The 25228-nt window shown below is 49.8% G+C and carries 29 protein-coding genes, 1 tRNA gene and 1 pseudogene; 14 read left to right on the top strand and 17 right to left on the bottom strand.

Annotated elements, in window-relative coordinates:
- Nucleotides 1-6: 6 nt before the first annotated feature.
- The 11 genes and pseudogenes from IE094_RS09625 to IE094_RS09575 all read right to left on the bottom strand — a co-directional run bounded on the left by IE094_RS09625 (nt 7) and on the right by IE094_RS09575 (nt 7662).
- Nucleotides 7-408 (bottom strand): DUF5333 domain-containing protein, encoded by a 402-nt coding sequence (locus IE094_RS09625; RefSeq protein ID WP_189640481.1) that lies wholly within the window; start codon nt 406-408, stop codon nt 7-9.
- A 150-nt stretch (nt 409-558) separates the two neighbouring features.
- Nucleotides 559-1050: a hypothetical protein gene (locus tag IE094_RS09620; RefSeq protein WP_189640480.1), complete on the bottom strand. Its 492-nt coding sequence runs from the start codon at nt 1048-1050 to the stop codon at nt 559-561.
- Between the two features lie 32 nt (nt 1051-1082).
- Nucleotides 1083-2378 (bottom strand): NADH-quinone oxidoreductase subunit NuoF, encoded by a 1296-nt coding sequence (gene nuoF / locus IE094_RS09615; RefSeq protein ID WP_189640479.1) that lies wholly within the window; start codon nt 2376-2378, stop codon nt 1083-1085.
- A gap of 6 nt (nt 2379-2384) precedes the next feature.
- Entirely contained in the window at nt 2385-2603 is a 219-nt protein-coding gene (locus IE094_RS09610; RefSeq protein ID WP_189640478.1) for a DUF5337 domain-containing protein, read from the bottom strand.
- A 31-nt stretch (nt 2604-2634) separates the two neighbouring features.
- Nucleotides 2635-3696, bottom strand: coding sequence for a helix-hairpin-helix domain-containing protein (locus IE094_RS09605; RefSeq protein WP_189640477.1), 1062 nt, complete (start codon nt 3694-3696; stop codon nt 2635-2637).
- A gap of 41 nt (nt 3697-3737) precedes the next feature.
- Nucleotides 3738-4463: pseudogene (gene nuoE / locus IE094_RS09600) on the bottom strand (NADH-quinone oxidoreductase subunit NuoE); the annotation flags it as partial.
- Nucleotides 4464-4467: 4 nt separating this feature from the next.
- Nucleotides 4468-4947 (bottom strand): hypothetical protein, encoded by a 480-nt coding sequence (locus IE094_RS09595; RefSeq protein WP_189640475.1) that lies wholly within the window; start codon nt 4945-4947, stop codon nt 4468-4470.
- Complete coding sequence (locus tag IE094_RS09590; protein ID WP_189640572.1) at nt 4947-6155, bottom strand: NADH-quinone oxidoreductase subunit D; 1209 nt, start codon at nt 6153-6155, stop codon at nt 4947-4949. Before IE094_RS09590 ends, IE094_RS09595 begins: the two co-directional genes overlap by 1 nt.
- Nucleotides 6155-6766, bottom strand: a complete 612-nt coding sequence (locus IE094_RS09585) for an NADH-quinone oxidoreductase subunit C (RefSeq protein ID WP_189640474.1) — start codon at nt 6764-6766, stop codon at nt 6155-6157. The genes IE094_RS09590 and IE094_RS09585 overlap by 1 nt, the downstream gene beginning before the upstream one ends.
- A 6-nt stretch (nt 6767-6772) precedes the next feature.
- Nucleotides 6773-7306, bottom strand: a complete 534-nt coding sequence (locus IE094_RS09580; protein WP_099592642.1) for a NuoB/complex I 20 kDa subunit family protein — start codon at nt 7304-7306, stop codon at nt 6773-6775.
- A complete protein-coding gene (locus tag IE094_RS09575; protein WP_099592641.1) occupies nt 7297-7662 on the bottom strand; it encodes an NADH-quinone oxidoreductase subunit A in 366 nt (121 codons plus the stop codon). Before IE094_RS09575 ends, IE094_RS09580 begins: the two co-directional genes overlap by 10 nt.
- Nucleotides 7663-7850: 188 nt before the next feature.
- On the opposite strand from IE094_RS09575, the gene IE094_RS09570 reads away from it, so the two are divergent.
- Complete coding sequence (locus IE094_RS09570) at nt 7851-8711, top strand: sulfotransferase (RefSeq protein ID WP_189640473.1); 861 nt, start codon at nt 7851-7853, stop codon at nt 8709-8711.
- Here the strand turns inward: IE094_RS09570 and IE094_RS09565 are convergent.
- The 3 genes from IE094_RS09565 to IE094_RS09555 all read right to left on the bottom strand — a co-directional run bounded on the left by IE094_RS09565 (nt 8708) and on the right by IE094_RS09555 (nt 11119).
- Nucleotides 8708-9169 (bottom strand): thermonuclease family protein, encoded by a 462-nt coding sequence (locus tag IE094_RS09565; RefSeq protein WP_189640472.1) that lies wholly within the window; start codon nt 9167-9169, stop codon nt 8708-8710. The genes IE094_RS09570 and IE094_RS09565 overlap by 4 nt on opposite strands.
- Nucleotides 9170-9171: 2 nt before the next feature.
- The gene (locus tag IE094_RS09560) at nt 9172-10371 is read right to left on the bottom strand and encodes a DegT/DnrJ/EryC1/StrS family aminotransferase (RefSeq protein WP_189640471.1); all 1200 of its coding nucleotides are present in this window, start codon (nt 10369-10371) and stop codon (nt 9172-9174) included.
- A gap of 82 nt (nt 10372-10453) precedes the next feature.
- Nucleotides 10454-11119 (bottom strand): HAD-IA family hydrolase, encoded by a 666-nt coding sequence (locus IE094_RS09555; RefSeq protein WP_189640470.1) that lies wholly within the window; start codon nt 11117-11119, stop codon nt 10454-10456.
- Nucleotides 11120-11247: 128 nt separating this feature from the next.
- Here IE094_RS09555 and glmU point away from each other — a divergent pair, with 128 nt between their 5' ends.
- Genes glmU through IE094_RS09540 form a run of 3 tightly spaced genes read left to right on the top strand, consistent with a single transcriptional unit; the run spans nt 11248 to nt 15104 of the window.
- Nucleotides 11248-12603 (top strand): bifunctional UDP-N-acetylglucosamine diphosphorylase/glucosamine-1-phosphate N-acetyltransferase GlmU, encoded by a 1356-nt coding sequence (gene glmU, locus IE094_RS09550; protein ID WP_189640469.1) that lies wholly within the window; start codon nt 11248-11250, stop codon nt 12601-12603.
- A 3-nt stretch (nt 12604-12606) separates the two neighbouring features.
- Complete coding sequence (gene glmS, locus IE094_RS09545) at nt 12607-14430, top strand: glutamine--fructose-6-phosphate transaminase (isomerizing) (RefSeq protein ID WP_189640468.1); 1824 nt, start codon at nt 12607-12609, stop codon at nt 14428-14430.
- Nucleotides 14430-15104: a DNA alkylation repair protein gene (locus IE094_RS09540; RefSeq protein WP_189640467.1), complete on the top strand. Its 675-nt coding sequence runs from the start codon at nt 14430-14432 to the stop codon at nt 15102-15104. The genes glmS and IE094_RS09540 overlap by 1 nt, the downstream gene beginning before the upstream one ends.
- A gap of 3 nt (nt 15105-15107) precedes the next feature.
- Here the strand turns inward: IE094_RS09540 and IE094_RS09535 are convergent, their stop codons facing one another.
- Nucleotides 15108-15638, bottom strand: coding sequence for a hypothetical protein (locus IE094_RS09535; RefSeq protein WP_189640466.1), 531 nt, complete (start codon nt 15636-15638; stop codon nt 15108-15110).
- Nucleotides 15639-15747: 109 nt separating this feature from the next.
- On the opposite strand from IE094_RS09535, the gene moaA reads away from it, so the two are divergent.
- A complete protein-coding gene (gene moaA, locus IE094_RS09530; RefSeq protein ID WP_189640465.1) occupies nt 15748-16761 on the top strand; it encodes a GTP 3',8-cyclase MoaA in 1014 nt (337 codons plus the stop codon).
- 64 nt (nt 16762-16825) lie between these two features.
- Here the strand turns inward: moaA and IE094_RS09525 are convergent, their stop codons facing one another.
- Nucleotides 16826-17563: a GNAT family N-acetyltransferase gene (locus IE094_RS09525; RefSeq protein ID WP_189640464.1), complete on the bottom strand. Its 738-nt coding sequence runs from the start codon at nt 17561-17563 to the stop codon at nt 16826-16828.
- Between the two features lie 103 nt (nt 17564-17666).
- Nucleotides 17667-18122, bottom strand: coding sequence for an outer membrane protein assembly factor BamE (locus tag IE094_RS09520; protein WP_189640463.1), 456 nt, complete (start codon nt 18120-18122; stop codon nt 17667-17669).
- Nucleotides 18123-18241: 119 nt separating this feature from the next.
- Between IE094_RS09520 and IE094_RS09515 the strand changes: the two genes are divergently transcribed.
- The 9 genes from IE094_RS09515 to IE094_RS09475 all read left to right on the top strand — a co-directional run bounded on the left by IE094_RS09515 (nt 18242) and on the right by IE094_RS09475 (nt 24795).
- The gene (locus tag IE094_RS09515; protein ID WP_189640462.1) at nt 18242-18796 is read left to right on the top strand and encodes a YceD family protein; all 555 of its coding nucleotides are present in this window, start codon (nt 18242-18244) and stop codon (nt 18794-18796) included.
- A 143-nt stretch (nt 18797-18939) separates the two neighbouring features.
- Nucleotides 18940-19146, top strand: a complete 207-nt coding sequence (gene rpmF / locus IE094_RS09510) for a 50S ribosomal protein L32 (RefSeq protein WP_189640461.1) — start codon at nt 18940-18942, stop codon at nt 19144-19146.
- Nucleotides 19147-19168: 22 nt separating this feature from the next.
- A complete protein-coding gene (gene plsX / locus IE094_RS09505; RefSeq protein WP_189640460.1) occupies nt 19169-20260 on the top strand; it encodes a phosphate acyltransferase PlsX in 1092 nt (363 codons plus the stop codon).
- Between the two features lie 45 nt (nt 20261-20305).
- Nucleotides 20306-21283, top strand: coding sequence for a beta-ketoacyl-ACP synthase III (locus IE094_RS09500; protein ID WP_189640459.1), 978 nt, complete (start codon nt 20306-20308; stop codon nt 21281-21283).
- Nucleotides 21284-21386: 103 nt separating this feature from the next.
- Nucleotides 21387-21689 (top strand): integration host factor subunit alpha, encoded by a 303-nt coding sequence (ihfA, locus tag IE094_RS09495; RefSeq protein WP_189640458.1) that lies wholly within the window; start codon nt 21387-21389, stop codon nt 21687-21689.
- Between the two features lie 6 nt (nt 21690-21695).
- Complete coding sequence (locus tag IE094_RS09490; protein WP_189640457.1) at nt 21696-22415, top strand: MerR family transcriptional regulator; 720 nt, start codon at nt 21696-21698, stop codon at nt 22413-22415.
- Between the two features lie 58 nt (nt 22416-22473).
- A tRNA-Pro gene (locus IE094_RS09485) sits at nt 22474-22550 on the top strand.
- A gap of 40 nt (nt 22551-22590) precedes the next feature.
- The gene (locus IE094_RS09480) at nt 22591-23673 is read left to right on the top strand and encodes a 2'-deoxycytidine 5'-triphosphate deaminase (protein ID WP_189640456.1); all 1083 of its coding nucleotides are present in this window, start codon (nt 22591-22593) and stop codon (nt 23671-23673) included.
- A gap of 387 nt (nt 23674-24060) precedes the next feature.
- Nucleotides 24061-24795, top strand: a complete 735-nt coding sequence (locus tag IE094_RS09475; RefSeq protein WP_189640455.1) for a GIY-YIG nuclease family protein — start codon at nt 24061-24063, stop codon at nt 24793-24795.
- Nucleotides 24796-25228: the final 433 nt, after the last annotated feature.

Below are 25228 nucleotides of genomic sequence, written 5' to 3'. Positions count from 1 at the left end.
ACCCTATTAGCCCTTTAACAGAACGCCAACTTGGCTGTTCTTTTTGATTTCACGTTGCCCCAATGGGCAAAATGTTTCTGGTGCGTTGATGTTCACACCCTGCGATTTCAGATACGGAACGACACGCGCCCGCAATTTTGCCTTTTCTTTATCATCTTCGATGAATGCTTTCACCTCGGAATATGAATATCCTTTGGTTTTTGCGTATGAAAATAATGATTGGGCAAAAGACAAGCCCTTGATCTTGCGCGTTGAAATGGATGAACAGCGTTTGCCAATCTCATTTGCCACGGCCATATCGAACAATCCTTGGGAGATTTTGTCATAACTCCACAATGATGGTTTCGCCACGGCGACACCTGCAATAATCACGCTGATTGCTGCGGCTGTTGTTAAAATATTTCTCATACCATTGTTTCCTTCTGGTTTTGCGTTACGCAAAATGTAGGAAGCATGGCCATGTTATCCAATGACAGGGCGTTGTTATCCCTTATTTCATTGGATTTTGTCCCATTCCACATCGGGGTCATTGAATTGAGTTTACACATATTCATCCCCCTATTTCTTTTTCAAAAAGCGCCCGATCTGGGTGCGCTTTGCGTATTGTTCATCGGCGACAGTACAAAACTGTGTGAAATTTTCGCGCGTGATGCCAAGGCGTTCCAAATTTTCACTGAGCTTTTCTGCAATGATTTGTTTTGAATGGCGCGTTTTCATCAAACTACCCGCACCACGTTGAAAGTATTCGTATTCGCGCGCAGGCACATCATCGCGCCCTTCCAGAACACTGGTGCGAATGGCGAATTTCTCGATCACCCGCTCATTTTCATCTGGGTTAAATTTATAATCAGGGCATAATGAAACCATGCGAGATGCAATTTCCGCCTCCGCAACATCATCCAAGAAATCCGTTTGCACCTTCAACAGTTTTTCCGATGTCGGAACAAAGTTCATAGGCACACCCACGCTGCCACCACCACCCGTGGTGCAGCCAAACAACGCAAAGCATAGTGCCACGCTGGGTAAGCCAATTTTTGTTCCCTTTCGCATAAACCTGCTCCGGTACTTGGTGAAACTTGCTACTACTCTGCCGCAACCGCGCTGACGCGCCCTGTGCGTTTGTGTTTAATACGGTCTTCGATTTCATCGCGGAAATGGCGGATCAAACCTTGGATCGGCCAAGCTGCCGCATCACCCAGCGCACAAATTGTGTGGCCTTCTACTTGTTTGGTCACATCCAACAACATATCGATTTCTTCGGGTTCTGCATCGCCCGTTACCAAACGATCCATCACGCGCATCATCCAACCCGTCCCTTCGCGACACGGTGTGCATTGCCCACATGATTCATGTTTGTAAAATTTAGACAAACGCCAGATCGCCTTGATCACATCGGTGTTTTGATCCATCACGATCACAGCCGCGGTGCCAAGCCCGGAACGTTGTTCACGCAGCCAATCAAAGTCCATGATCGCATCGTTACATGTTGCGGCTGGCAGCATTGGCACAGATGACCCACCTGGGATCACGGCCTTGAGGTTTTTCCAACCACCGCGCACACCACCACAATGTTTTTCTAACAATTCTTGTAATGGGATCGACATCGCCTCTTCCACCACGCATGGGTTTTCAACGTGACCAGAAATCGCAAACAATTTTGTGCCTGCGTTATTTTCACGGCCAAAGCTTGAAAACCAATCCGCACCACGGCGCAGGATTGTTGGTACAACGGCAATCGATTCCACATTGTTCACGGTTGTCGGGCAACCATAAAGCCCCGCACCCGCAGGAAACGGTGGTTTCATACGCGGCATGCCTTTTTTGCCCTCTAGGCTTTCAAGCAATGCAGTTTCTTCACCACAGATATACGCACCCGCACCGTGATGCAGATACAGATCAAAATCCCAACCGGATTTTGCGGCATTTTTACCGAGCAAGCCCGCATCATATGCTTCGTCAATCGCAGCCTGTAATGCTTCGCGTTCGCGGATGAATTCACCACGGATATAAATGTAACCAGCGTTTGCACCCATGGCGAAACCTGCGATCAAACAGCCCTCGACCAATGTATGGGGATCGTGGCGCATGATTTCGCGGTCTTTACATGTGCCTGGTTCTGATTCATCGGCGTTCACAACCAGATATGATGGGCGACCATCGGATTCTTTTGGCATGAATGACCATTTCAAACCCGTCGGGAAACCCGCACCACCACGGCCGCGAAGCCCCGATTTTTTCATTTCATCAATGATCCAGTCGCGACCATTTTTGATGAATTTCGAAGTGCCAGACCAATGCCCGCGCTGTTTGGCGCCACGCAATGTACGGTCATGCATCCCATAGAGGTTTGTAAAGATACGATCTTTATCTGCAAGCATCTTCATTCATCCTTTTTTCTGGCTCTCGCGCCAGACTTGAAACAAAACAACCAGCGCCCAAAAAAGCGCTGCTAATGCGGCAAAATCGAACAAAAACGCGAACCGCGTTGGTAATCCGATTTGCCCGCCAATCCAAGAGGCCCCCATCCAAACAACCATCGTTACAAGAATAACAATCGATGCGATCCGTGCCTTGGCACGTTTTGGATCTTGGTCAGGGGCCACCTGTTCTTCCTTTATGGCTCAGGCTTGCGGCCTAAGCTTTTTTCTTTTTCTTTGAAAATTCTGTTTCGCCACCTTTAGCCAGAATTTTCGCTTGTTTAACCCAGCCATCACGCTCGATACGACCCTTAAATGTAAGGCGCTCGTCAACAAATGTGATGTCCGCTTTTTTCCAATCGGCAACCTGTACGAATTGATAAATACCAATGTCGTTCAATGTGCCTTCCAGTTTTGGACCAACACCCGAAATCAATTTCAAATCATCGGTCTTGGCTGGTGCTTTTTTATAAAGCTTGGGACCCGCGACCTTTTTGGCTGCTGGCTTTTTCGCGGCAGTAGTTTTCGCAGTAGCAGTGGTTTTCTTGGCCGCCGTTTTCGCAGTGCTGGCCGCCTTTGCCGGTGCTTTCGCAGCAGCAGTTTTTGTCTTTGCCGCAGTTGATTTTGCGGCAGTCTTCGCCTTGGCCGTTGTGGTTTTCGCAGCAGACTTCGCTGTCGTCGTCGTTTTTGACGCTGTGCTCTTTGCTGCGGTTTTCGTCTTTGCCGCAGTTGATTTTGCGGCGGTTTTTGTTTTCGCCGTTGTCGTCTTGGCCGCCGTTGTCGTCTTGGCCGTTGTAGTCTTGGCCGCAGTTTTCGTTTTGCCCGCGGTAGATTTCGCCGCTGTTTTCGCTTTGGCTGTTGTGGCCTTGGCCGCCCCTTTGGTTGTGTCCGCAGCGGATTCAGCAGCGGATGTAAAGCCAGCAGCCGTTGTCGATGTGGTATCTTTTGCAGCAGACGCTACATCACCAGCAGTATCTTTTGCAGCGCTCGCTGTATCGGATGCTGCCTTGGCAGTTTTCGCAGCAGCAGCGGCGCCCAATGCGGCAGCACCGGCACCAACGCTTGCGGCGGTGTTTATTCCTGAATCAACAACGTCGTTTGATTTTGAACAAAAAATTGTGCGCAACAACCAAGACAGCAATAATGCCGCGATGATTGCGATGATCAAACCAACCAAAAGGTTCGATGCGATCATTTTGGCCAAAACCAAACCGCCCGCAATGGCCAACAACCAGCAAATTAAATTGCAGGTGCTGTTATTTGAATTCGTATTCGTCATTTTAAATACTCCCCATTAGAAACTTAACCCGTCGTTTTGGCGGGCTTTTTCTTTGCGGCTGTTGTCCGCGATTTTAAAATTGGAACTTCATTACCTTGGATACGTTTAATCGTATCTCCGTATTCCAATGCCAAACCAGCGGATGCATTATGCGAATGCTGGCCTGTATTCATGTCTGTAAGACTTGTTAGCCCAGACAATGGTTCAGCCGCATAACGGCCGTTTTGCGGACCAGGTGTTGGCACCTCGCCGCGATCAAAAGCATTAATAATTTCGCGAAAAGACTCCGCGGTTAAATCTTCGTAGAAATCTTTGCCAATCTGCACCATCGGTGCGTTTGAACAAGCACCCAGACATTCAACTTCTTCCCAGCTAAACTTGCCATTATCAGAAATCTGATGTGCATTCTTGGCGATCATGGATTTACACACACCGATCAAATCTTCGGCGCCACAAATCATGCATGATGTCGTGCCACAGACCTGAAAATGGGCAACATTGCCAACAGGTGCCAATTGGAACATGAAATAAAATGTCGCCACTTCCAGCACGCGGATATAGGCCATATCAAGCATATCTGCCACGGCTTCGATCGCGGGTTTGGATAGCCAGCTTTCTTGTTCTTGAGCGCGCCACAACAAAGGGATCACGGCGGAAGCCTGACGTCCCTTTGGATATTTTTTCATCTGAGCTTTGGCCCATTTTAAATTGGCAGCGGTGAACTTAAAGCTATCTGGCTGTTCAGGGTGCAAACGACGAAGTGACATTTTCTTACTCCACAAGCTCTAACAAACAGGATTGCCCAACGATGCCAGATTCATATTTGCGCACACGCACAAGCATTTCATTGGTTTTAAACGTTGGGGTAATCAACGGCGCGTCTGGTTGCCAAGTCGCTGGGCATTTCAAACGTTCACGCGGGCTTCTGTTAGAGACAAAAATTCCATTAGTGATGATGGCCAAAATGAATTTCACAGCACGCGGGTCATCAACAACATTTGCACCACCCGTTGCTGGATCAATCAGCGGGCCGTAAAATTTTTCGATGGTTTCGCACAGCTCTTCTGCGTCATTCCAAACCGGACAGTTTTTTACATTATCAACATATTTTTCAGGTGTTTCGCTGATGGTGGCAAAAAATTGCCCCCAGCCCACGTTTTGATTATCCTGCGCTTGCACGGGATTCACCAGTGCAGAAATTGAAACAAACAACGCACTCACAAAACCAAAACTATAGACTGATTTTACCATTAACGGTCGATCTCCCCAAACACGATATCAAGTGTCCCGATAATCGCAGCAACATCGGCCAATTGGTGACCCTTGCTGATGTGATCCATCGCCGCCAGATGGGGGTAGCCTGGGGCGCGGATTTTCGATTTATACGGTTTGTTGGAACCATCTGACACCAAATAAACACCAAACTCACCTTTCGGGGCCTCGACCGCGACGTAAACTTCGCCTTCTGGTACTTTGAACCCTTCGGTGTAAAGTTTGAAATGGTGGATCAAGGCTTCCATCGATGTTTTCATGTCACCACGCGATGGCGGTGTCAGTTTACCACGCGCCAATACATCACCCGTGGATTCATCCAATTTCTTGATACATTGCTGAATGATTTTGATGCTTTCGCGCATTTCCTGCATCCGGCACAGGTAACGATCATAGCAATCGCCGTTTTTGCCAACAGGAATATCAAATTCAAATTCGTTATAGCATTCATAAGGCTGCGCACGGCGCAAATCCCAAGCCATGCCAGACCCGCGCACCATTACACCAGAGAAACCCCAATCAAGCGCTTCTTGTTCAGTGACAACCGCGATATCAACATTACGTTGTTTGAAAATGCGGTTTTCGGTGAGCAATCCGTCAATATCACCAAGGATCTCTGGGAATTCCATCGTCCATTGCATGATATCGTCGATCAAATCTTGTGGCAGATCCTGATGAACGCCGCCGGGGCGGAAATAGGCCGCGTGCAGACGAGCACCCGATGCGCGTTCATAAAAAATCATCAATTTTTCACGTTCTTCAAAACCCCAAAGCGGAGGTGTTAGCGCACCAACATCCATCGCCTGTGTTGTAACGTTCATCAGGTGGTTCAAAATCCGCCCGATTTCACAGAACAACACGCGGATCAAGGACGCACGGCGCGGAACCTCAACACCCGTTAGTTTTTCAATCGCCAAACACCAAGCATGTTCTTGGTTCATCGGTGCCACATAATCCAAACGGTCGAAATACGGCAGGTTTTGCAGATATGTTCTGCTTTCCATCAGCTTTTCTGTACCGCGATGCAACAGGCCGACATGGGGATCGCAGCGTTCTACGATTTCGCCATCCAGTTCCAAAACCAAGCGCAACACACCATGCGCCGCAGGGTGCTGTGGGCCAAAGTTGATGTTGAAATTACGGATACGCTGTTCGCCTGTTTGGGCGTCGTTGAAATTACCGTCCATCATTTCGCCCCTTCTGCTTTGTCATCACCAGGCAGGATATATTCGGCACCTTCCCATGGGGACATGAAATCAAACTGGCGATATTCTTGCACCAATGACACGGGTTCATAAACCACGCGCTTTTCAACTTCGTCATAACGCAATTCGTTGTAACCCGTTGTTGGGAAATCTTTGCGCAATGGATATCCGCGGAAACCATAATCTGTCAGCAAACGACGTAGATCAGGGTGGCCTGTGAACATGATGCCATACATGTCAAACACTTCGCGTTCGTACCAATTGGCCGATGGGTGAATATCGGTGATCGATGGCACCAAATCACCATCCGCAATTGCCGCCTTTAGACGGATACGTTGGTTCGTGTACATCGACAAGAAATGGTAAACGATTTCAAATCGCGTGGCGCGGGTTGGATAATCCACCGCCGTTATATCAATCAACGTGGAAAATTTCATCGCGGAATTGCCGCGCAAGAAATCAACCAACTCGGGAATTTTATTGGCGTGAACGGTCAACACCAATTCGCCCATTTTATTCACATCAAAACTGACCACAGCGGCTTCTTGCTTGATCGCAATCACTTCGCCCAGTTCGAGTAGTTCAGCGCTCATATCAAGTTACCTTACAATCGTGCCGGTACGGCGAATTTTGCGTTGCAGTTGCAAGATACCATAAAGCAATGCTTCTGCTGTGGGTGGGCAACCGGGCACATACACATCAACAGGCACGATACGATCGCACCCGCGTACAACGCTGTATGAATAATGGTAATACCCGCCGCCATTCGCACATGATCCCATGGAAATCACATAACGTGGTTCTGGCATTTGGTCGTAAACTTTACGCAATGCTGGTGCCATTTTATTGGTCAGCGTTCCCGCAACGATCATCAAATCAGATTGACGTGGGGATGCACGCGGTGCGGTCCCAAAACGTTCCATGTCATAACGTGGCATCGCGGTGTGCATCATTTCAACCGCACAACAGGCCAAACCAAATGTCATCCAGTGCAACGATCCTGTGCGCGCCCAGTTGATAACATCCGCAGATGACGTGACCAGAAAACCCTTGTCTTGCAATTCGGCATTCAACGCCGCTGTTGCAACATCCTTATCCGCGCCTGCGGTATTGGGTGATGTGACTACTCCCATTCCAAGGCTCCCTTTTTCCACTCATAGGCGAAACCAATGGTCAGCACGCCCAAGAACACCATCATTGACCAGAACCCGACAATCCCAACATGTTGGAAACTTGCGGCCCAAGGGAACAAAAATGCCACTTCTAGGTCAAAGATAATAAACAGGATGGATACCAGATAAAATCGGATATCGAATTTCATCCGCGCATCGTCAAATGCGTTGAACCCACATTCATATGCGGAAATCTTTTCGGCATCTGGATTGCGAACAGCAACGATAACAGCAGCTAGGATTAAAACGAGGCCTAGCCCCGCAGCGACACCTAAAAAAATTAGGATCGGAAGATACTCTCTTAATAGTTCGTCCAACGGACTTCCCTCTTCGGTAATGACAGCCTTCAAGCCATGAGTCAGGGATGGGTTTACCCCTTGGGTTTTAAGAGGTCAACAAGACGTGTCACTGTTCTGTAAAAAAACCAGACTGTGTTTTGATAACCATATCTATGCATGTGGGCAAAACCATGGCATAAATCCAGTTCAATTGGTGGAAAGTATATATGTCAGATGATTACCCAAACCTTGCGGGGAAAACATTTCTTTTGGGTGTTGGTGCGCATAAATCTGGCACAACGTGGCTGTCCAAAACCCTGCGCGACCATCCACAGGTTTTTATGTCCCCATTGAAAGAATTACATTTCTTTGGCAATCGCGATCATTTCGAACGTTGGCCGTTTCCTTATTTCGAACGATTGGCCAACCAATATTCCAAACCGCATTCACATACCGGCCTGCCCCAAGATGAGAAGGTATTCCAAGTGTTGGAACGCATTGAAATGGGGGGTGACGGTGATTTGTACCGAACGTTTTTTGATGAACGCGTAACCGATGAACGCGTATTTGGTGAAATCACACCGCATTATACGGCGTTAAAACCATCCGAATATGAATATGTTAAAACCCTGTTCCCAAACATAAAAATCATATTCCTGATGCGCGATCCGATTGCTCGCCACTGGTCGGCAGTACGGTTTTTGGAAAGCGTCGAGCGGCGCGATATTGCGGATGATGAATTACACAAACGCGCAATTGAAATGTTGGATAATCGCGATTTTCGTCTGCGGTCTGATTACAAAAAATGTATCAAGGCATTGGATGCGAATTTCACCCCTGATCAAATCCATTATGAATTCTTTGAAAACTTGTTCAGCGTGGATGCAATGGCACGCATCTATGAATTTTTGGGTGTGGATTATGTGGAACCATTGTTTGACAAGGTGAAAAACCCATCGCGCCCTGCGGATCTACCCGCCCCAATTTATGAACAAATTATGCGCCACCTTTGGCCGCAGTATCAATTTTGTCGTCGGCGTTTTAAACGCCAAATTCCCGATACGTGGTTTCAAGGGCGCCCAGATTAATTATCGCACCAGCCCGAACGCCGCCCACCATCATATGGTCGGGCAAGCCTTGCGTTAATCATTGACGTTGCGATATCTGTGCCGTCAATTTTCACGCGCACCAATTGACGGCGATATTTATCGCGCCCTTGGGTTTGTGTTTCAATGTGATTTGCCGTCCAAATGCGCCAGCGTAAAAACCATTTCGCACGCTGCGCCAAAATCCATTCATCAAAACATTCGCTGGCCAATTCGGGTGTATCCAACCCGACAATTCGCGCGCGGGTTTCATCGGCATTTTCACAATCAATGCTAATCGTATCACCGTCAACAATCGCGGTGATGGAACACCCCGTTGTTGGTTTCAGATACCCGATCACCACATCCCCAATGCGCGGTAAAATCACCAGCGCAAACACCGCGATTCCCAGCCACAGGTAAATACCCGATCGCCATCGGTAAAATGCATGGCGCAACATTCCTATCCTGCTTGGTGCACAACACCAACCTCTTCGCGAATGATGCGTGCAATCTGCGCACAATCATCCAGCGAAAATGTCAGCGGCAATCGCATATCAATCAACCCCGCCAGAATGCGATCTGTATTGGGCAATTCTTGGGGATCAACATAGCGCCACGAATTATGGCGTGACGTAAACCCCGTTGGTTCATCCCCGCCAAACCATTTCAATTCCACCCCGCGCACAGCACAGCGTTTCAAAACATCGCGCATCTGTGATTGTGAAAAATCGGGCAGCAAAAACTGAATGGATGATCCCACCATGCGTTCACCCGATGGGCGTTCAACAATCTGCAACGCTGGCGTATTGCGCAGCCCATTTTCCACCGCATCATATCGTGCATTCCACGCCGCCACCTGTGTATCCAAATCACGCAGTTGCGGGCGCAAAATTGCGGCGCGCAGGTTATCCATGCGCCCCGAACAATTGGGGGTATCAAGACGAATATCTTTAAATGTCTCTGCGGGTGCGCCCGCGCTATGACCATCATATAACATGTACGATCCCGATAACATCGTGGCTCGCGCCATTACTTCGGCATCATCTGTTACCAACAAACCGCCCTCGCCCGAATTCATATGTTTGAATGTTTGGGTGGAATAACATCCCACCACACCGTGGCGCCCACTTGGCACATCATTCCAAAATGCCCCCATCGTGTGGGCGCAATCTTCAATCACTTGAACATCGGCCGCGTTACAAATTTCCATCAACGCATCCATATCCACCAGATGCCCGCGCATATGGCTCAGCATCAGAACACGCGCACCGCTGGATGCGATTTTTGCACGCAGATCATCCAAATCCATCACAAGGCTTTGCGTGGTTTCCACAAACACAGGTTTCGCGCCGACATTGGCAATCGCACCGGGAACGGGTGCAAGTGTGAATGCATTGGTCAACACCGTATCACCCACACCAACTCCCAGCGCACGTAACGCTGCCGCCAGCGCATATCCACCAGATGCCACCGCCAAACAGTACTTCGCACCAACGTAACGCGCAAATTCTTCCTCTAACAATGCCGTTTCGGATTTTTCACCCGCAACCACATTATAACGATGCAACCGCCCATGGCGCATCACGCGCACCGCCGCTTCAATCGCATCCTCTGGGATGGGTTGTTGTTGGGTGAAATTGCCCGTGAATTTATCGCTCATTTCGATACCTTTGGTGGTTTGCGAATAATCAAACAGCGCGGGTTTTAAATTGCAACCCGCGCAGCGCTTGTTTCGGCAAAGATTAATCCAACATTTGCGACAATAAATTGGGCAGGTCATCGTAATGATGCAACAATGCCTCTGGCGCCAAATCCGCAATCGCATGCCCGCTTGGCCCAAATGTTACCAGAATGCTGGGCACATTGGCATTTGTGCTAGTTTTGCGATCGGTAATTGTATCGCCGATCAAAACCGATTTATCCGGCGTGCCACCAATGCGACGAATGGTTTCAAACAAATGTTCGGGGTCTGGTTTGCGCACGGGCAGCGTATCGGCCCCCACCAACGCGCCAAAATAGTGATCAATTTTCAATCGTTTCACCAATTCAACGGCAAGCCCTTCTGGCTTGTTCGTACAAATGCCAAGCGCATAGCCCGCACCCTGCAAATGATCCAATGCCTCGATCACACCGTCATATAACACCGTGTGTACATCCAAATTAGCACTGTAATAGTCCAAAAAAATTGGATGCTGTGTATCAATGTCGGCCTCGGTGTAATCGGGATTGATCCGCGAAAACCCTAAATTTAGCATCGCACGCCCACCCGCAAATGCAGTCAGCGCATCGTTTTTTGCATCCAATACCGCGCCATGTCCAAGGTTAATAAAACACGCATTTGCTGCTTCTAATAAATCCGCACTAGTGTCCGCCAACGTACCATCAAGGTCAAAAATCGCCGATTTCATCAATCACCATCCATTTTTCCCTCCATCTGCCACAGTTTCGTAACGCAGTGAAAGGTTTCTTGACCATGAAACACTTTCGCTGTGTGAAAACTGCCGCTAAAAGCAGGCAAAAGAACAAAGGTTATTTTATGTCGAACGCAGTTATTATCCTCGCCGCGGGCAAAGGCACGCGGATGCAATCCGATTTGCCCAAAGTATTACACGCTGTCGCGAGTGCGCCGATGTTGGTGCACACCATGCGCTCTGGTGAAGGGATTGACGCAGAGCGCACCATCGTTGTCGCAGGTCACGGTGCAGATTTGGTGGAAAAGGCCGCGCTCGATTACAATTCAGATGCACAGGTGGTTTTGCAAACAGAACAGCTTGGCACGGGTCATGCGGTGGAACAGGCCCGCGCAGCATTGTCTGATTTTGATGGGGATGTGTTCATCCTTTATGGCGATACGCCGTTTATCACCCATGAAACTTTGCAATCTATGAAAGATAAACGCGACAGCGGCGCATCCGTTGTTGTGCTTGGCTTTACCGCCGCTAATGCGGGTGGTTATGGTCGTTTGATCTTGGCGGATGATGGATCGCTTGATGCGATTGTCGAGGCCAAGGATGCAACGCCAGAACAGCTCATGGTGAATTTTTGCAATTCGGGCGTCATCTGTGCGCCCCGCGATGTGTTGTTTGATCTGATCGCAAAGGTTGGCAATGATAATGCCAATGGCGAATATTATCTGACGGATATTGTGGCCTTGGCACGGGATGCTGGCATGACTTGTGCCGCAGTATCCTGTGATGAATCCGAAACTATGGGCGTGAATAGCCGTGTTGATCTGGCAGTGGCCGAATCCACATTTCAATTCAACGCACGCCACGCCGCGATGATCAATGGCGCCACATTGACAGCCCCCGAAACTGTATTTTTCGCCTATGACACCATCATCGGGCGCGATGTGATTGTCGAACCAAACGTCGTATTTGGCCCAGATGTGACCATTGAATCAGGTGCAAATATCCGCGCGTTTTCCCATCTGGAAGGGTGCCATGTATCCAAGGATGCAATCATTGGCCCCTATGCCCGTCTGCGCCCTGGTGCTGAAATCGGTGATGGTGCCAAGGTTGGCAATTTTGTCGAAGTCAAAAACGCGCTCGTGGCCGAGGGTGCGAAACTTAACCACCTATCATATATCGGTGACGCAGAGGTTGGCAAAGATGCCAATATCGGCGCTGGCACGATCACATGTAATTATGACGGTGTATTCAAACATAAAACCATCATTGGCGAACGTGCCTTTATCGGATCAAATTCCGCCCTTGTTGCCCCTGTACGCATTGGTGACGATGCAATGACGGGGTCAGGTTCGGTCATTACCCTTGATGTGCCTGATGGTGATCTCGCCCTTGGGCGGGCAAAACAAGTAAACAAGGTTGGTTTTGCCTTGCGATTAATGAATAAACTCAAGGCCGCCAAAGCAGCCAAGAAAAAGGATTAAAATATGTGTGGAATCGTCGGTGTCTTGGGTAACCACCAAGCAGCCCCTATTTTGGTCGATGCGCTGAAACGTCTGGAGTATCGCGGCTATGACAGCGCCGGTATCGCCACGGTTAATGACGGAGTGCTGGATCGCCGCCGCGCGGTTGGCAAATTGGTCAACCTGTCCGATTTGCTGGTGCATAACCCGATTGCGGGCACCGCTGGCATTGGCCACACACGTTGGGCCACACATGGGCAACCTAATGTCACCAACGCCCACCCCCATCAGGCAGGGCGCGTGGCGGTGGTGCACAATGGCATTATCGAAAATTTCAAAGAATTGCGCAGCGAACTGACCGATGCGGGATATGGGTTTGACACCGATACCGACACCGAAACCATCGTAAAATTGTGCCAACAATTCATGGATGATGGCCTGTCTGCGACAAACGCCGCAGAAAAAACCATCGCCCGGCTTGATGGCGCATATGCGCTTTGCTTTCTGTTCCAAGGCGAAGATGATTTGATGATCGCAGCACGCAAGGGATCACCATTGGCCATCGGTCATGGGGATGGTGAAATGTTCGTGGGATCAGATGCCATCGCATTGGCCCCGATGACAAACAAGGTCACATACCTAGAAGAAGGCGATTGGGCGGTGATTACCCGCAACAGTTTCGAAATTCGTGATGCCAACGGAACGCTTGCCAATCGCAACATGCGCGAATTGGATATGAAATCTGCAAATGCAGACAAGGGTACGCATAAACATTTCATGTCTAAAGAAATCGCAGAACAGCCTGCGGTTTTGGGCGATGCAGTGAAACATTATATCAACACCGAACGCAACGCCGTGGTGTTGCCCGATGTGGATCTGGATTTTTCCAAAATTTCGCAGATCACCATGGTGGCCTGTGGCACCGCCTATTTGGCGTGTAACGTGGCAAAATACTGGTTCGAACAAATCGCGGGCATCCCCGTTGATTTGGATGTGGCATCCGAATTTCGATATCGCGAACCACCCCTGCGCGACAACACATTGGCCATATTCGTCAGCCAATCAGGCGAAACCGCCGATACATTGGCCGCATTGCGCTATTGCAACGATAATCACGCCCAAACCATTGGTGTGGTCAACGTCCCCGAAAGTTCGATCGCACGAGAAGCAAACGCCAGCTTGCAAATTCATGCAGGTGTTGAAATCGGCGTGGCCTCGACCAAGGCATTTACCTGTCAGTTGACCGTGTTGATGACCATGGTGATCAAGGCCGCACGCCAGCGCGGCAAATTGGATGCGGATGGCGAGGCGGCATTGGTCTCTGCCCTGCTTGGCCTGCCATCCATTATTAATGTTGCGCTTCAGGCTGAACATGAAATTATTGATGTCGCCAATGCCCTGTCAAAATTCAGCGACACATTGTTTTTGGGGCGCGGTGCGCTGTTCCCCATCGCACTGGAAGGTGCGCTCAAGCTCAAAGAGATCAGCTATATCCACGCCGAAGGCTACGCCAGTGGCGAATTGAAACACGGCCCAATTGCGCTGGTTGATGAAAACATGCCCATCGTGGTGTTTGCGCCCAAAGATGCGTTGTTCGACAAAACGGTGAGCAATATGCAAGAGGTTATGGCGCGTCGTGGCAAGGTGATCCTGTTCACCGATGATGCGGGCGCACAGGTTGCCAGCGATGGCGCGTGGAAGGTGATTAAAATGCCAACGGTACACGCCGCCCTTGCGCCAATCCTTTATGCGATTCCGGCGCAATTGTTGGCCTATCACACCGCCGTTGCCAAAGGCACGGATGTGGATCAGCCGCGCAATTTGGCAAAATCGGTCACGGTTGAATAATGAACGCCTCTGATGCGCTTGCGCAATTGATGGCGTTACAATCGGATGAAAAGGCGGCGCAAATGGCCGCTTATCACAAGGTTGAACGCCCTTATCTGGGGGTGTCCAACCCTGAAATTGATGTGCTTTATAAACAGTGGCGCGTTGAATTTGATGGTGATGCCCGCGTTGATCTGGCGCGCCTGTTATGGGATTCCAATATCCACGAGGCCCGCATCGCCGCCGCCAAATTGTTAACCCAAGCACGGATCAATCCCGATGATGCCGTGTGGGGTGAAATTTGCCGCTGGGTTCCCCAGTTTGATGCATGGGCAATCGCCGATCACGCCGCTGGTGCGGGTGCGCGGCGTTTGATCGCGCATCCCGAACGGCTTGATCTGGTTGAAACTTGGACGCAAGATGAAAACATCTGGGTGCGTCGCGCCGCATTGGTGATGACCCTGCCTTGGACCAAACAAAACCACCCCAGTAACGATGAACTGGCACAGCGTGATCGCATTTCGGGCTGGGCTGCGGGATATGTGAATGATCCTGCGTGGTTTATCCAAAAATCAATCGGTTGGTGGCTGCGTAGCCTGTCGAAACATGACAAACCACGCGTGGTTGCGTTTTTGGATCAGCACGGCGACGCGATGAAATCGTTCGCCGTAAAAGAAGCGCGTAAATATCTGTAAATACTAGCTTTTGTAAACGTTCAACACTGGCAAATCCGTCAATGGAATGCCCAGTAATTGCATTGCTGCCAATGAAATTTGCGAACCCGCACCCGCATCTCCGCCCAGCGGAATCAGCGTGACATTGGCCGATTTTCCCGTGGATTTCACCACAACGCGCCCTTCTGTTTCAGCCGTGACCAACGGTGTGCGCACCCAAATGCCCGTGCGTTCCAACAATCCCAATGATCCAACTGTTTCGCCCAGCAATGCACCCGATGTGCTTGGCGCGGCGGCGGCGGCGGCGACTTCCGCATCGCTCACTGTTGCGGCTTGTTGCGGTGTCACACCTGTGGTCAACACATCTGGATCAACGGATGCTACCTCTGTTTCATCGACGCTCTCTTGGGTTGAGGGGGCGACATCTGAAACCACTTCGGTTGATTCTTTGTATCCCTTACCGAGCGTTGGGAATGAACCCGCATTATCCGCACAGCCAGCGGCCAAAATTGCCAAACCACCCAGTGCGATTGAAATCTTAAAATGTTGCATCATTCATCCTTTGCCTTGTTGCGCTAAACTTATGCACCACAGATGTCGGTTTCAACGCGTTTGTGACCTTTGGACTATTGCACGCAAAAATTCCCCCCCATAAGGTGACATCATGACCAATACACCCAAACTTATCGACCCTTTCGCACGCGAGATCAATTATCTGCGGGTTTCTGTAACAGACCGCTGCGATTTTCGCTGTGTTTATTGCATGTCCGAAAATATGACATTCTTGCCAAAGGCGGAATTGCTAACGCTGGAAGAGCTGGATCGCCTGTGTTCTGCGTTTATCAGCCAAGGTGTGAACAAATTGCGCATCACGGGTGGTGAACCTTTGGTGCGGCGGGGAATCATGACATTTTTCCAAAACATGTCGCGCCATTTGGAATCGGGTGCGCTTGGTGAACTCACGCTTACAACCAACGGATCACAACTGGCGAAATACGCCGATGAATTGGCCGCCTGTGGTGTGAAACGCATCAACGTATCGCTTGATACGCTGGACACAGATAAATTCGCACGTATCACCCGCTGGGGGCGCTTGGCGCAGGTGTTGAACGGTATTGATGCGGCACTGAACGCAGGGCTGCGCGTGAAAATCAACACTGTCGCGCTCAAGGGTTTTAACGAAGATGAATTGGAAACACTGGTGCGCTGGTGTGCGGATCGCGATATGGATCTCACCTTTATCGAGGTGATGCCAATGGGCGATATCGGCAACGAGGATCGTTTGGATCAATATTGGTCACTCAAAGATTTGCGCGCACGTTTGGCAGAATCTTGGGATTTGGTCGAATCTGATGAACGAAGCGGCGGGCCCGCACGATATGTGCGCCTGTCCCAGACCAACCAAAAAATAGGGTTTATCACCCCGCTGACCCATAATTTCTGCGAAAGCTGTAATCGTGTACGCCTGACCTGTACGGGGCAATTGTTCCAATGTTTGGGGCAAGAAGATGAATCAGATTTGCGCAGCGTTTTACGCGACAACCCCAATGATGATGCGCCGCTGATCCGTGCGATTCATGGGGCGATTGCAACAAAACCCAAAGGTCATGATTTTGATTATTCGCGCCAACGCGCCGATGGGCAAATGACCCGCCACATGAGCCATACGGGCGGTTAACCAACCGCCACACGGCTAACCAGCCGCCACACGGTTAACCAACCGCCACATGGTGAATACGCCGCTAAACCGCGCCGCGTAACACCCGTTTGCGCGCAGGCGAAATGCTGGCGATTTCAACGCCTGTGAACACATGCAACGTGCCAAGTGCGCGATCAACCACCGCATGATCGCTGACCCACCCACCCAGCGTGAGGTAGCTGCGCAGCAATGGTGGCAATGTACGTTGTGCGGCGCGGATATCGGGCTTGCGCCCTTTTAATTCCGTGGCAAAACGATAAATCTTTGGCGCTTTGATCCGTGGCATCCATTTCTTCGGGCCCAAATGACGCTCTTTTAACAATGCCAATGCATCGGTATAGGCCGCCGCATCCGTGCCATGAAATGATGAACAACCAAACAGGATTTTGACATCCCGTTCATCAACAAATTGGGTAATTACCGTCCAAGCAAGACGTAAAATATCGGGATCAATCACATCGGGTGCGATACAAAACCGCCCCAATTCCAACTTCGCCCCGTCAAAGTTTTTGAAATGTTTCAAATCATAAAACTGTGCCGAATAAGTTTGATCGGGGCAGTCGGTTGCTGCCAGAAACATCATGCGAAAACAACACATTAGAGTGTTGGTTTTTGTGTCCTCGATCAAGACATGCAGACATTCATCATCATAGCCATCCTGATCTAATCCACCCGAATGATCGCCCAAAAATGCAGATGCACGCAATCGCTGTGCGGCCAAAATATCGGCTTGTGTTTGTGCGAAACGGGCGCGGTACTGTCCCTTTTGCAAGATCACCATTTTGCATTCTCCAATCCAGTTGGATTTCACCCACCCCGCGCATTGGCGGGGCGGCTAATCTGCACTTATATAATGATTGTGACAGTTTATTTACAGGCTGGGGTTAATTTCCGCCCAAAAGTTTACCCGCATCAATGTTACCCAATGTGCCCAAAATCTGGCTCAACACACCTGGGCCTTTGACGGGCAATTCGGTCACGCGGCGGTTCAACACAATCACGCGCCCATCCGCTAAACCAAAACGTTCGATATTGGTGATTACATCGTCGCCGTCAAATGAAATGGCAACCAATTCGCGATCAACGACGCGTGCTTCTTGATATGCATAATGGCGGATTTTGCTGGAAATATAATACCAACCACCATCGTTCATCACACCCGTGCTGGATGGCGGGCCAACGATGTCTTCGACACTTCCGCGGGTATCAATGCCCACGACCAATTCGTCCAATTCTGCATCTGACGGGGCATAGCCGTGATAACGGAACACTTCGGAACAGGCAGCGAATCCAAGCAGTAAAATGCTCACTGCTAAAAATCGGTTTAATCTTCCAAACATTTTATTCGCCTTTAACCTGTTAACCCTTGCCCACATACCCTGTGCGTGGTCTACAATCAAACATCTTGTTTCTTTGTTCAAGATCAAAGCAACACAATGCGAGTATGACGAAAAAAAACATGACGAAAAATCAACCAAAAATTCACAATGCACCTGTGGTGGCGGTTTCTGATCTGCCAAACAATGGCGAATATCGCTTTGCGCTGGAATTTTCAGCGGAACAGCTTGCACAAATTATCCAAGATTTGGAATTGGTGGACCTGACCAAATTGTCATTCGATGGCACCATCAAGGCCGCAGGGCGCGATAGCTGGACATTAAACGCCAAATTGGGCGCATCAGTGGTGCAATCTTGTGTCATTACGCTGACCCCTGTGAAAACACGCATTGATGAAACCATTTTGCGCGATTTCATCCCCGATGATCAAAATTACGAAGAAGATTCCGTATCCGAAATGGATGAAAACGTGGAAACGGAACCATTGGGCAGCGAAATTGATCTGTTTTCCATCGCATCCGAAGTGATCGCATTAAATTTACCGCCCTATCCACAGGTCGCGGGTGCATCGCTGGAAAACGCTGTTTTTACGGAACCAGGCAAGGATGCCATGACCGATGATGATGCAAAACCGTTCGCATCATTGGCGTCATTAAAGGATAAATTGTCAAAATAGCCGCCAAGTGACATAAAGGGGTTGCAGAAACGGATTTTCTTTGTATTTTCGCGGCTCTTCCATTAGGTCGGGAATCGAGACGCTCTTTGCGACTTGCTGGACTATTATAAAGGGGCGTTGCCCCACAAATTCGAGGTTGTGACATGGCTGTCCCACAAAACAAGATTACGCGCTCACGTCGTAACAATCGTCGTTCACACGACGCATTGGTTGCAGATAATCCAAACGAATGCGCAAACTGCGGTGAACTGAAACGCCCACATCACGTATGTGGCGCATGTGGTCACTATGATGATCGTCAAGTTGTATCTAGCGTTGAAGAACTCGACCTAGACGACGACGCGGCATAAAACGGCTTTGGGCTGATCCGACATGACAAACGACAGTGATCGGGTCGGCACAAATACTGTTATCGAAAAAACTGAATCAGATATTGTTATCTCGGTTGACGCAATGGGCGGTGATCGGGGTGCGATTGCTGTTGTCGGCGGGTTACATAAATCCGCCAGCAAAAACCCAGATATCCGGTTTATCGTGCATGGCGATGAAACCGTTCTGAAACCGCTGATTGCGAAACGCAAATCATTGACCGGCAAATGCGATGTCCGCCATGCAGAATCCACCATCAATATGAATGACAAACCCAGCCTTGCAATGCGCAACGGCAAGGGCACATCCATGTGGAACGCCATCGATTCCGTTAAAAACAAGGAAGCGGCGGTAACTGTATCCTGTGGTAACACAGGTGCGTTAATGGCAATTTCGATGCTGCGTCTGCGCAAGGCACCAGGTGTTTACCGCCCCGCCATTGCGGTTCTGTGGCCATCACGCAATCCCAGCGGATTTAACGTGGTTTTGGACATGGGTGCCGATGTACGCGCCGATGCGCCCGATCTGTTGAAATACGCTTTGATGGGGGCATCTTATGCCCGCAACGGGCTTGGCATTAAAACGCCGCGCGTGGGTTTGTTGAATGTCGGCACAGAAGAGCACAAAGGCCGCACCGAACTCAAAGAAGCGCATGAACTCATCACCGAGAGCTTTTCTGGCAACGAATATGAATTCGTCGGCTTTATCGAAGGCAGCGATCTGCCCACGGACAAGGTTGACGTGATCGTCACGGACGGGTTTACGGGAAATGTTGCACTGAAAACTGGCGAAGGCACGGCAAATCTAATCAGTGATTTGCTCAAAGAAGCATTCCGCTACACACCGTTTTCGCGCATCGGCGCGCTGTTTTCATATACTGCGATGCAGCGATTGAAAAAACGCATTGATCCGCGACGTGTGAATGGCGGTGTATTTTTGGGCCTGAATGGCACAGTGATTAAATCGCATGGCGATGCCGATGCCACGGGTGTCGCCGCCGCGATTCAGCTTGCCTATCAACTGGCAAAGCTTGGTTTTTCAGAAAAACTCGCCGCGCGTGTTGCATCTGCCGCCGCAGGAGGCGAAGATACGTAACGTAACGTTACAAAAACAAGACAATAATCGACCCCGGGGTAAAAAATGAAAACTACAAGAGCAGTCCCAATCGGCATTGGGCATTACCTTCCTGCGCGTGTTGTTGAAAATGCTGAATTCGAGGCAAAGATCGAAACAAGCGACGAATGGATTCGTTCGCGCTCTGGGATCGAACGCCGCCATTTTGCTGCCGAAGGGGAACTAACATCTGATCTGGCGATCCATGCGGCCAAAGATGCGCTAAAACACGCTGGCATTGCCGCCACCGATATTGATGCGATTGTTTTGGCCACCTCAACCCCTGATCAAACATTCCCATCCACCGCAACCAAGGTACAGGCCGCATTGGGTATGACCACAGGTTTTGCATTCGATGTTCAGGCCGTTTGCGCGGGCTTTCCCTATGCCTTGGCAACGGCCAATGCGATGATTGTCGCGGGTCAGGCAAAACGCATTTTGGTGATCGGTGCGGAAACATTTTCACGCATCATGGATTGGACCGATCGCACCACATCCGTGTTGTTTGGTGATGGCGCAGGTGCATTGATCATCGAAGCCCAAGAATGCGACGGCACCAATGCCGATCGCGGGATTTTATCCGCCGAATTGAAATCCGATGGCCGTTACAAGGACATTTTATATGTCGATGGCGGCGTGTCCTCTACCCAAACAACGGGTGTGTTGCGCATGGAAGGCCGCGAAGTATTCAAACACGCCGTGGCCAAATTGGCAGAGGTCGGCGAATCCGCATTGGAAAAGGTTGGCCTGCACGGCGACGATGTTGATTGGATTGTCCCCCATCAGGCGAATTTGCGCATTATTAAGAAAACAGCGCAAATCATGGGTGTGCCCATGGAACGTGTTGTGGTCACCGTTCAAGACCACGGCAATACATCGGCCGCATCGATTCCCCTAGCGTTGTCGGTGGCGGTAAAACGCGGCCAAGTCAAACAGGGCGATCTGCTGCTGACAGAGGCAATTGGCGGCGGTTTGGCATGGGGTGCTGTTGTATTACGGTGGTAAATTTGGTTTTTCTTGCCATATCAACGCGTTGATCAGACGAAATTGTTGACTCGTAAATTCGAATCCCAATATCCTAGCGTAACATTTTTGGGGAAGAGACATTATGGCCGATGAAACGTTAACGCGACTAGACCTAGCAGAATCTGTATTTCGCGAGGTCGGCTTATCCCGAAATGAATCCGCTGACCTTGTCGAAGGTGTCTTGCAACATATTTCAGATGCGTTGGTACGTGGCGAAAGTGTGAAAATTTCATCCTTTGGCACATTTAACCTTCGCGATAAAACCGCGCGCGTTGGCCGTAATCCAAAAACAGGCGAAGAGGTGCCAATCACCCCGCGCCGCGTTTTATCATTCCGCCCCAGCCACGTGATGAAAGACAAGGTATCGTCTGGAAACAAACGATAAAACCTCATGAAAAAAGCACCACAAGCATTCCGCACAATTTCCGAAGTCTCGGATTGGTTGGACACACCCACGCATGTGCTGCGATTTTGGGAAAGCAAATTTAGCCAAATTAAACCTGTCAAACGTGCAGGTGGTCGCCGTTATTATCGCCCTGCGGATATGAAATTGCTCGGCGGGATAAAAACACTGTTGCACGGCGATGGGATTACGATCAAAGCTGCACAAAAGATTCTGTCGGATAAGGGCGTGAAACACGTCTCTGAACTTTCGCCAGAATTAGATTTCCCCGAAAAAGGGCGCCGTGCAAAATCTGCCAAATCCGCAGAACCTGCACCAACACCCGCAAAAGACAAAGAAGAATCCGTGGCTGATACATCAACACCTCCTGCCCCATCCACGCCCGAATCTGACGAAACACCTGTTTTTGTACCATCACGCGATGCCGAATCTGCGCCTGCTGCACGCGATATCAAACACCCCGTCGAACAAGACGCCAAAGATCGCATCAACGCCGCCGTTGGCCAGCGCGATGAGCCGATCGTTTTGACCGAATCTGTGCCACCTGCCGCCGTGCAAACACCCGCAGAGCGCAAACGCCGAGCAATTTCGCCAACCAAAAACCGCACAACCTTGAACGATGACCAGATGATGGATGTCGAAGATCTGTTTTATCGCCTGAAAAAGGTGCGCAACCGCATGAAACGTGCGTTAAACCAATTATCTTAATCCAATCGGGTGTTTTCGCACTTGCGGTCACTAACTTTGCCGATATAAACGGTTTTCACGGGCTATAGCGCAGTCTGGTAGCGCGTTCGTCTGGGGGACGAGAGGTCGCAGGTTCGAACCCTGCTAGCCCGACCAAAATTCTGACAGGTCACTGTCAACACCACGCGGGGGGAATATGGCATATCACGGCGTTCTTCCATCACAAGCCATCACATCGATGCTGGCGCGTGGCGAAATCAATGTGACAGACCCCATTCCAGATGGTCAAGTTCAACCTGCCAGCCTTGATCTGCGCCTTGGGCGCAAGGCATATCGCGTCCGCGCTTCATTCCTTGCAGGTGCTGGCAATAGCGTTGCAGAGCGGCTTGAAAAATTCAAAATGCACGAGGTTGATTTGACCAATGGTGCGGTCTTGGAAAAGGGCTGTGTTTATGTGGTTCCAATGATGGAATCCCTCAACCTCCCTGCCGATATCAACGCTGTTGCCAATGCCAAGAGCAGCACGGGGCGCGTCGATGTGTTCACCCGCTGTATCACCGACAATGGCATCGAATTTGATCGGATCGAGGCAGGATATAACGGCCCCCTTTACGCCGAAATCAGCCCCCGATCATTTTCCGTGCTTGTCCGCCCCGGTATGCGGCTAAACCAAATTCGGTTTCGCCAAGGCCAAGCATTGCTCTCTGATGGTGAGCTTTCCGCCATTCACGCCGATATTGGCTTGGTTGATGGGCCTGCGCAAATTGATCACGGGCTTGGCTTTTCCGTTGATCTTGACCTGCCAAATGGTTTGGTCGGATATCGCGCCAAACCCCATACGGGGTTAATTGATCTCGATAATATCAACCATTACGCCGTCGATGATTTCTGGGAACCGGTTTACGCCACCGATAAACGCATCATCCTTGATCCAGGCGCATTTTACATCCTGGTCAGTCGCGAAGCCGTGCATATCCCCCCCGATTGCGCCGCTGAAATGGCACCATATCTTGCCATGGTTGGCGAATTTCGCGTCCATTACGCGGGTTTCTTTGACCCCGGCTTTGGCCATAGCGCCGCGGGCGGTCATGGATCACGTGGTGTTTTGGAAGTACGCTGTCACGAGGCACCATTTGCATTGGAACACGGTCAAAGCGTGGGGCGCTTGGTTTACGAACGCATGGCCGAAATCCCCGATTTGTTATACGGCGCGGATCTGAAATCCAATTATCAGGGCCAAGGTTTGAAACTATCCAAACATTTCAAAGCCCCGGTGTGATTGCGCCTAAACCAGCGCACGCATCCGTTACAAAATTATAACCAATCGCGGTGTATAACACCCCTGACGTCACACAGGTTTTGGATGCACATGGGCTTTCTCCCCAATTGTATCACTCGCAAAATCAACGATTTACGGGGCCATCAACCCCAGAGTGCAGGGTTTCCCCCTGTCCGACACAAACCGCAATCGGCGGGCCCGTCATGCGTTATTCCATATACGCAACATTCTGTGAAAACAGAGCGAAACCACGCAAGGATTAAAACCCTTCGCGTGGCTTTCGTGCTGGCGTATCAGCGGTTGCGATGTTGCCACATTGATTGAAACAAATGATAGGAACACTTATCAACCAGCGTTAGTTTGATATCTGAGTTGAAAGGGATTCATATGGATAAAACACCAAAGTATACTAGAGACCCAGACATTGTACGTGCGATGCGCCCGTTGCAGAAACGAGCCGCCGATCTGATCATTAAAGATGTTCTCAACAATAATCCTCCATTAAATACCGATGAGGCGATCGCACGCTACAGAGATCAACTAGGCGAGGGATTTTGGATCGATAATGGTAATGGCTGGGATGGAGACATTCGCGACACATCTATTTTTTGTTTGATCCAAAACGGCTTCGTAAAGGGTGGAGCGGTGAAACACAACAAAACTAACAATGAATTAACTGAGTGGAGTTTGGACAACGAATTTCTCGAGTACAGCGCAGACCTTGAGATCATTCACGGAAGCAATCGACGACAGGCAGAAATGCGCGACAAGGCAATGCAAACCCACGAATTTGTTGGGAAGGGAAAAGAGGCAGTTTATACCTACACCGATAGTTTATTGGATGAGCTCGGGCATAGTTATACGAAAATCGGGAAGCACACTAGTTCTGATCTCGGCTCCGTGGCGACAAGAGTTCTTTCGCAGTATGGAACTGGCAATGCAGGTATTCCAAGAATACGTACCATTTTTCGTACCGATGATGCAGGTCAATTGGAAACTGAATTTCATCGTCATATGAAAAGTGAAAATCTGCATGTTACTGACGGCATAGGTACAGAGTGGTTTGAAATAGATCACACAAAGGTTGCAGAAATTTACACGCAATTGCCCCATCGAAAATAGTCACGTTTTCTTACCCACATAAAACGCAGTGCAACATATCACGAGTCCAATTAAAAACGGTGTCCAGAAATTGAAGATCGCTCCCGCGACCAACCAATTAGTGGAACAATCCCCCGAAAGCGTATAGCCACACGCAAGCGAATTGAGGAAAGCCCACCACAGGAACGCCACAATGGATATCAGCGCGCCAGCACTCAAAATGACCCATCCTTTGGCGGTTAGGGGAACGCGTGACAGTGCGGATTTGATGGGTTTACGGCATAAAATCAGCGCCAGAATACAGGCGGGAACAAGGATAATCACAAGCATTGCAATTCCCGACATGATGGCGCACCCCGATGGTTATTTTGTATGTTACCCAGATCATAGCGCAGCGAATGCGTGTGATGCAATGTAACGATCAGACATAAAAAAACACCGACGCGCAAACGTC

The sequence above is a fragment of the Paramylibacter ulvae genome, assembly GCF_014652655.1.
Classification (GTDB): Bacteria; Pseudomonadota; Alphaproteobacteria; order Rhodobacterales; family Rhodobacteraceae; genus Amylibacter; species Amylibacter ulvae.
This window is presented reverse-complemented; position numbering and strand designations above follow the sequence as displayed.

Excerpts from the sequence above, each read along its gene's own strand:
- IE094_RS09625 (WP_189640481.1), bottom strand. The coding sequence starts at position 408 with ATGAGAAATATTTTAACAACAGCCGCAGCAATCAGCGTGATTATTGCA.
- IE094_RS09620 (WP_189640480.1), bottom strand. The coding sequence starts at position 1,050 with ATGCGAAAGGGAACAAAAATTGGCTTACCCAGCGTGGCACTATGCTTT.
- nuoF (WP_189640479.1), bottom strand. The coding sequence starts at position 2,378 with ATGCTTGCAGATAAAGATCGTATCTTTACAAACCTCTATGGGATGCAT.
- IE094_RS09605 (WP_189640477.1), bottom strand. The coding sequence starts at position 3,696 with ATGACGAATACGAATTCAAATAACAGCACCTGCAATTTAATTTGCTGG.
- IE094_RS09595 (WP_189640475.1), bottom strand. The coding sequence starts at position 4,947 with ATGGTAAAATCAGTCTATAGTTTTGGTTTTGTGAGTGCGTTGTTTGTT.
- IE094_RS09590 (WP_189640572.1), bottom strand. The coding sequence starts at position 6,155 with ATGGACGGTAATTTCAACGACGCCCAAACAGGCGAACAGCGTATCCGT.
- IE094_RS09585 (WP_189640474.1), bottom strand. The coding sequence starts at position 6,766 with ATGAGCGCTGAACTACTCGAACTGGGCGAAGTGATTGCGATCAAGCAA.
- IE094_RS09580 (WP_099592642.1), bottom strand. The coding sequence starts at position 7,306 with ATGGGAGTAGTCACATCACCCAATACCGCAGGCGCGGATAAGGATGTT.
- IE094_RS09570 (WP_189640473.1), top strand. The coding sequence starts at position 7,851 with ATGTCAGATGATTACCCAAACCTTGCGGGGAAAACATTTCTTTTGGGT.
- IE094_RS09565 (WP_189640472.1), bottom strand. The coding sequence starts at position 9,169 with ATGTTGCGCCATGCATTTTACCGATGGCGATCGGGTATTTACCTGTGG.
- IE094_RS09560 (WP_189640471.1), bottom strand. The coding sequence starts at position 10,371 with ATGAGCGATAAATTCACGGGCAATTTCACCCAACAACAACCCATCCCA.
- IE094_RS09555 (WP_189640470.1), bottom strand. The coding sequence starts at position 11,119 with ATGAAATCGGCGATTTTTGACCTTGATGGTACGTTGGCGGACACTAGT.
- glmU (WP_189640469.1), top strand. The coding sequence starts at position 11,248 with ATGTCGAACGCAGTTATTATCCTCGCCGCGGGCAAAGGCACGCGGATG.
- glmS (WP_189640468.1), top strand. The coding sequence starts at position 12,607 with ATGTGTGGAATCGTCGGTGTCTTGGGTAACCACCAAGCAGCCCCTATT.
- IE094_RS09540 (WP_189640467.1), top strand. The coding sequence starts at position 14,430 with ATGAACGCCTCTGATGCGCTTGCGCAATTGATGGCGTTACAATCGGAT.
- IE094_RS09535 (WP_189640466.1), bottom strand. The coding sequence starts at position 15,638 with ATGATGCAACATTTTAAGATTTCAATCGCACTGGGTGGTTTGGCAATT.
- moaA (WP_189640465.1), top strand. The coding sequence starts at position 15,748 with ATGACCAATACACCCAAACTTATCGACCCTTTCGCACGCGAGATCAAT.
- IE094_RS09525 (WP_189640464.1), bottom strand. The coding sequence starts at position 17,563 with ATGGTGATCTTGCAAAAGGGACAGTACCGCGCCCGTTTCGCACAAACA.
- IE094_RS09520 (WP_189640463.1), bottom strand. The coding sequence starts at position 18,122 with ATGTTTGGAAGATTAAACCGATTTTTAGCAGTGAGCATTTTACTGCTT.
- IE094_RS09515 (WP_189640462.1), top strand. The coding sequence starts at position 18,242 with ATGACGAAAAATCAACCAAAAATTCACAATGCACCTGTGGTGGCGGTT.
- rpmF (WP_189640461.1), top strand. The coding sequence starts at position 18,940 with ATGGCTGTCCCACAAAACAAGATTACGCGCTCACGTCGTAACAATCGT.
- plsX (WP_189640460.1), top strand. The coding sequence starts at position 19,169 with ATGACAAACGACAGTGATCGGGTCGGCACAAATACTGTTATCGAAAAA.
- IE094_RS09500 (WP_189640459.1), top strand. The coding sequence starts at position 20,306 with ATGAAAACTACAAGAGCAGTCCCAATCGGCATTGGGCATTACCTTCCT.
- ihfA (WP_189640458.1), top strand. The coding sequence starts at position 21,387 with ATGGCCGATGAAACGTTAACGCGACTAGACCTAGCAGAATCTGTATTT.
- IE094_RS09490 (WP_189640457.1), top strand. The coding sequence starts at position 21,696 with ATGAAAAAAGCACCACAAGCATTCCGCACAATTTCCGAAGTCTCGGAT.
- IE094_RS09480 (WP_189640456.1), top strand. The coding sequence starts at position 22,591 with ATGGCATATCACGGCGTTCTTCCATCACAAGCCATCACATCGATGCTG.
- IE094_RS09475 (WP_189640455.1), top strand. The coding sequence starts at position 24,061 with ATGGATAAAACACCAAAGTATACTAGAGACCCAGACATTGTACGTGCG.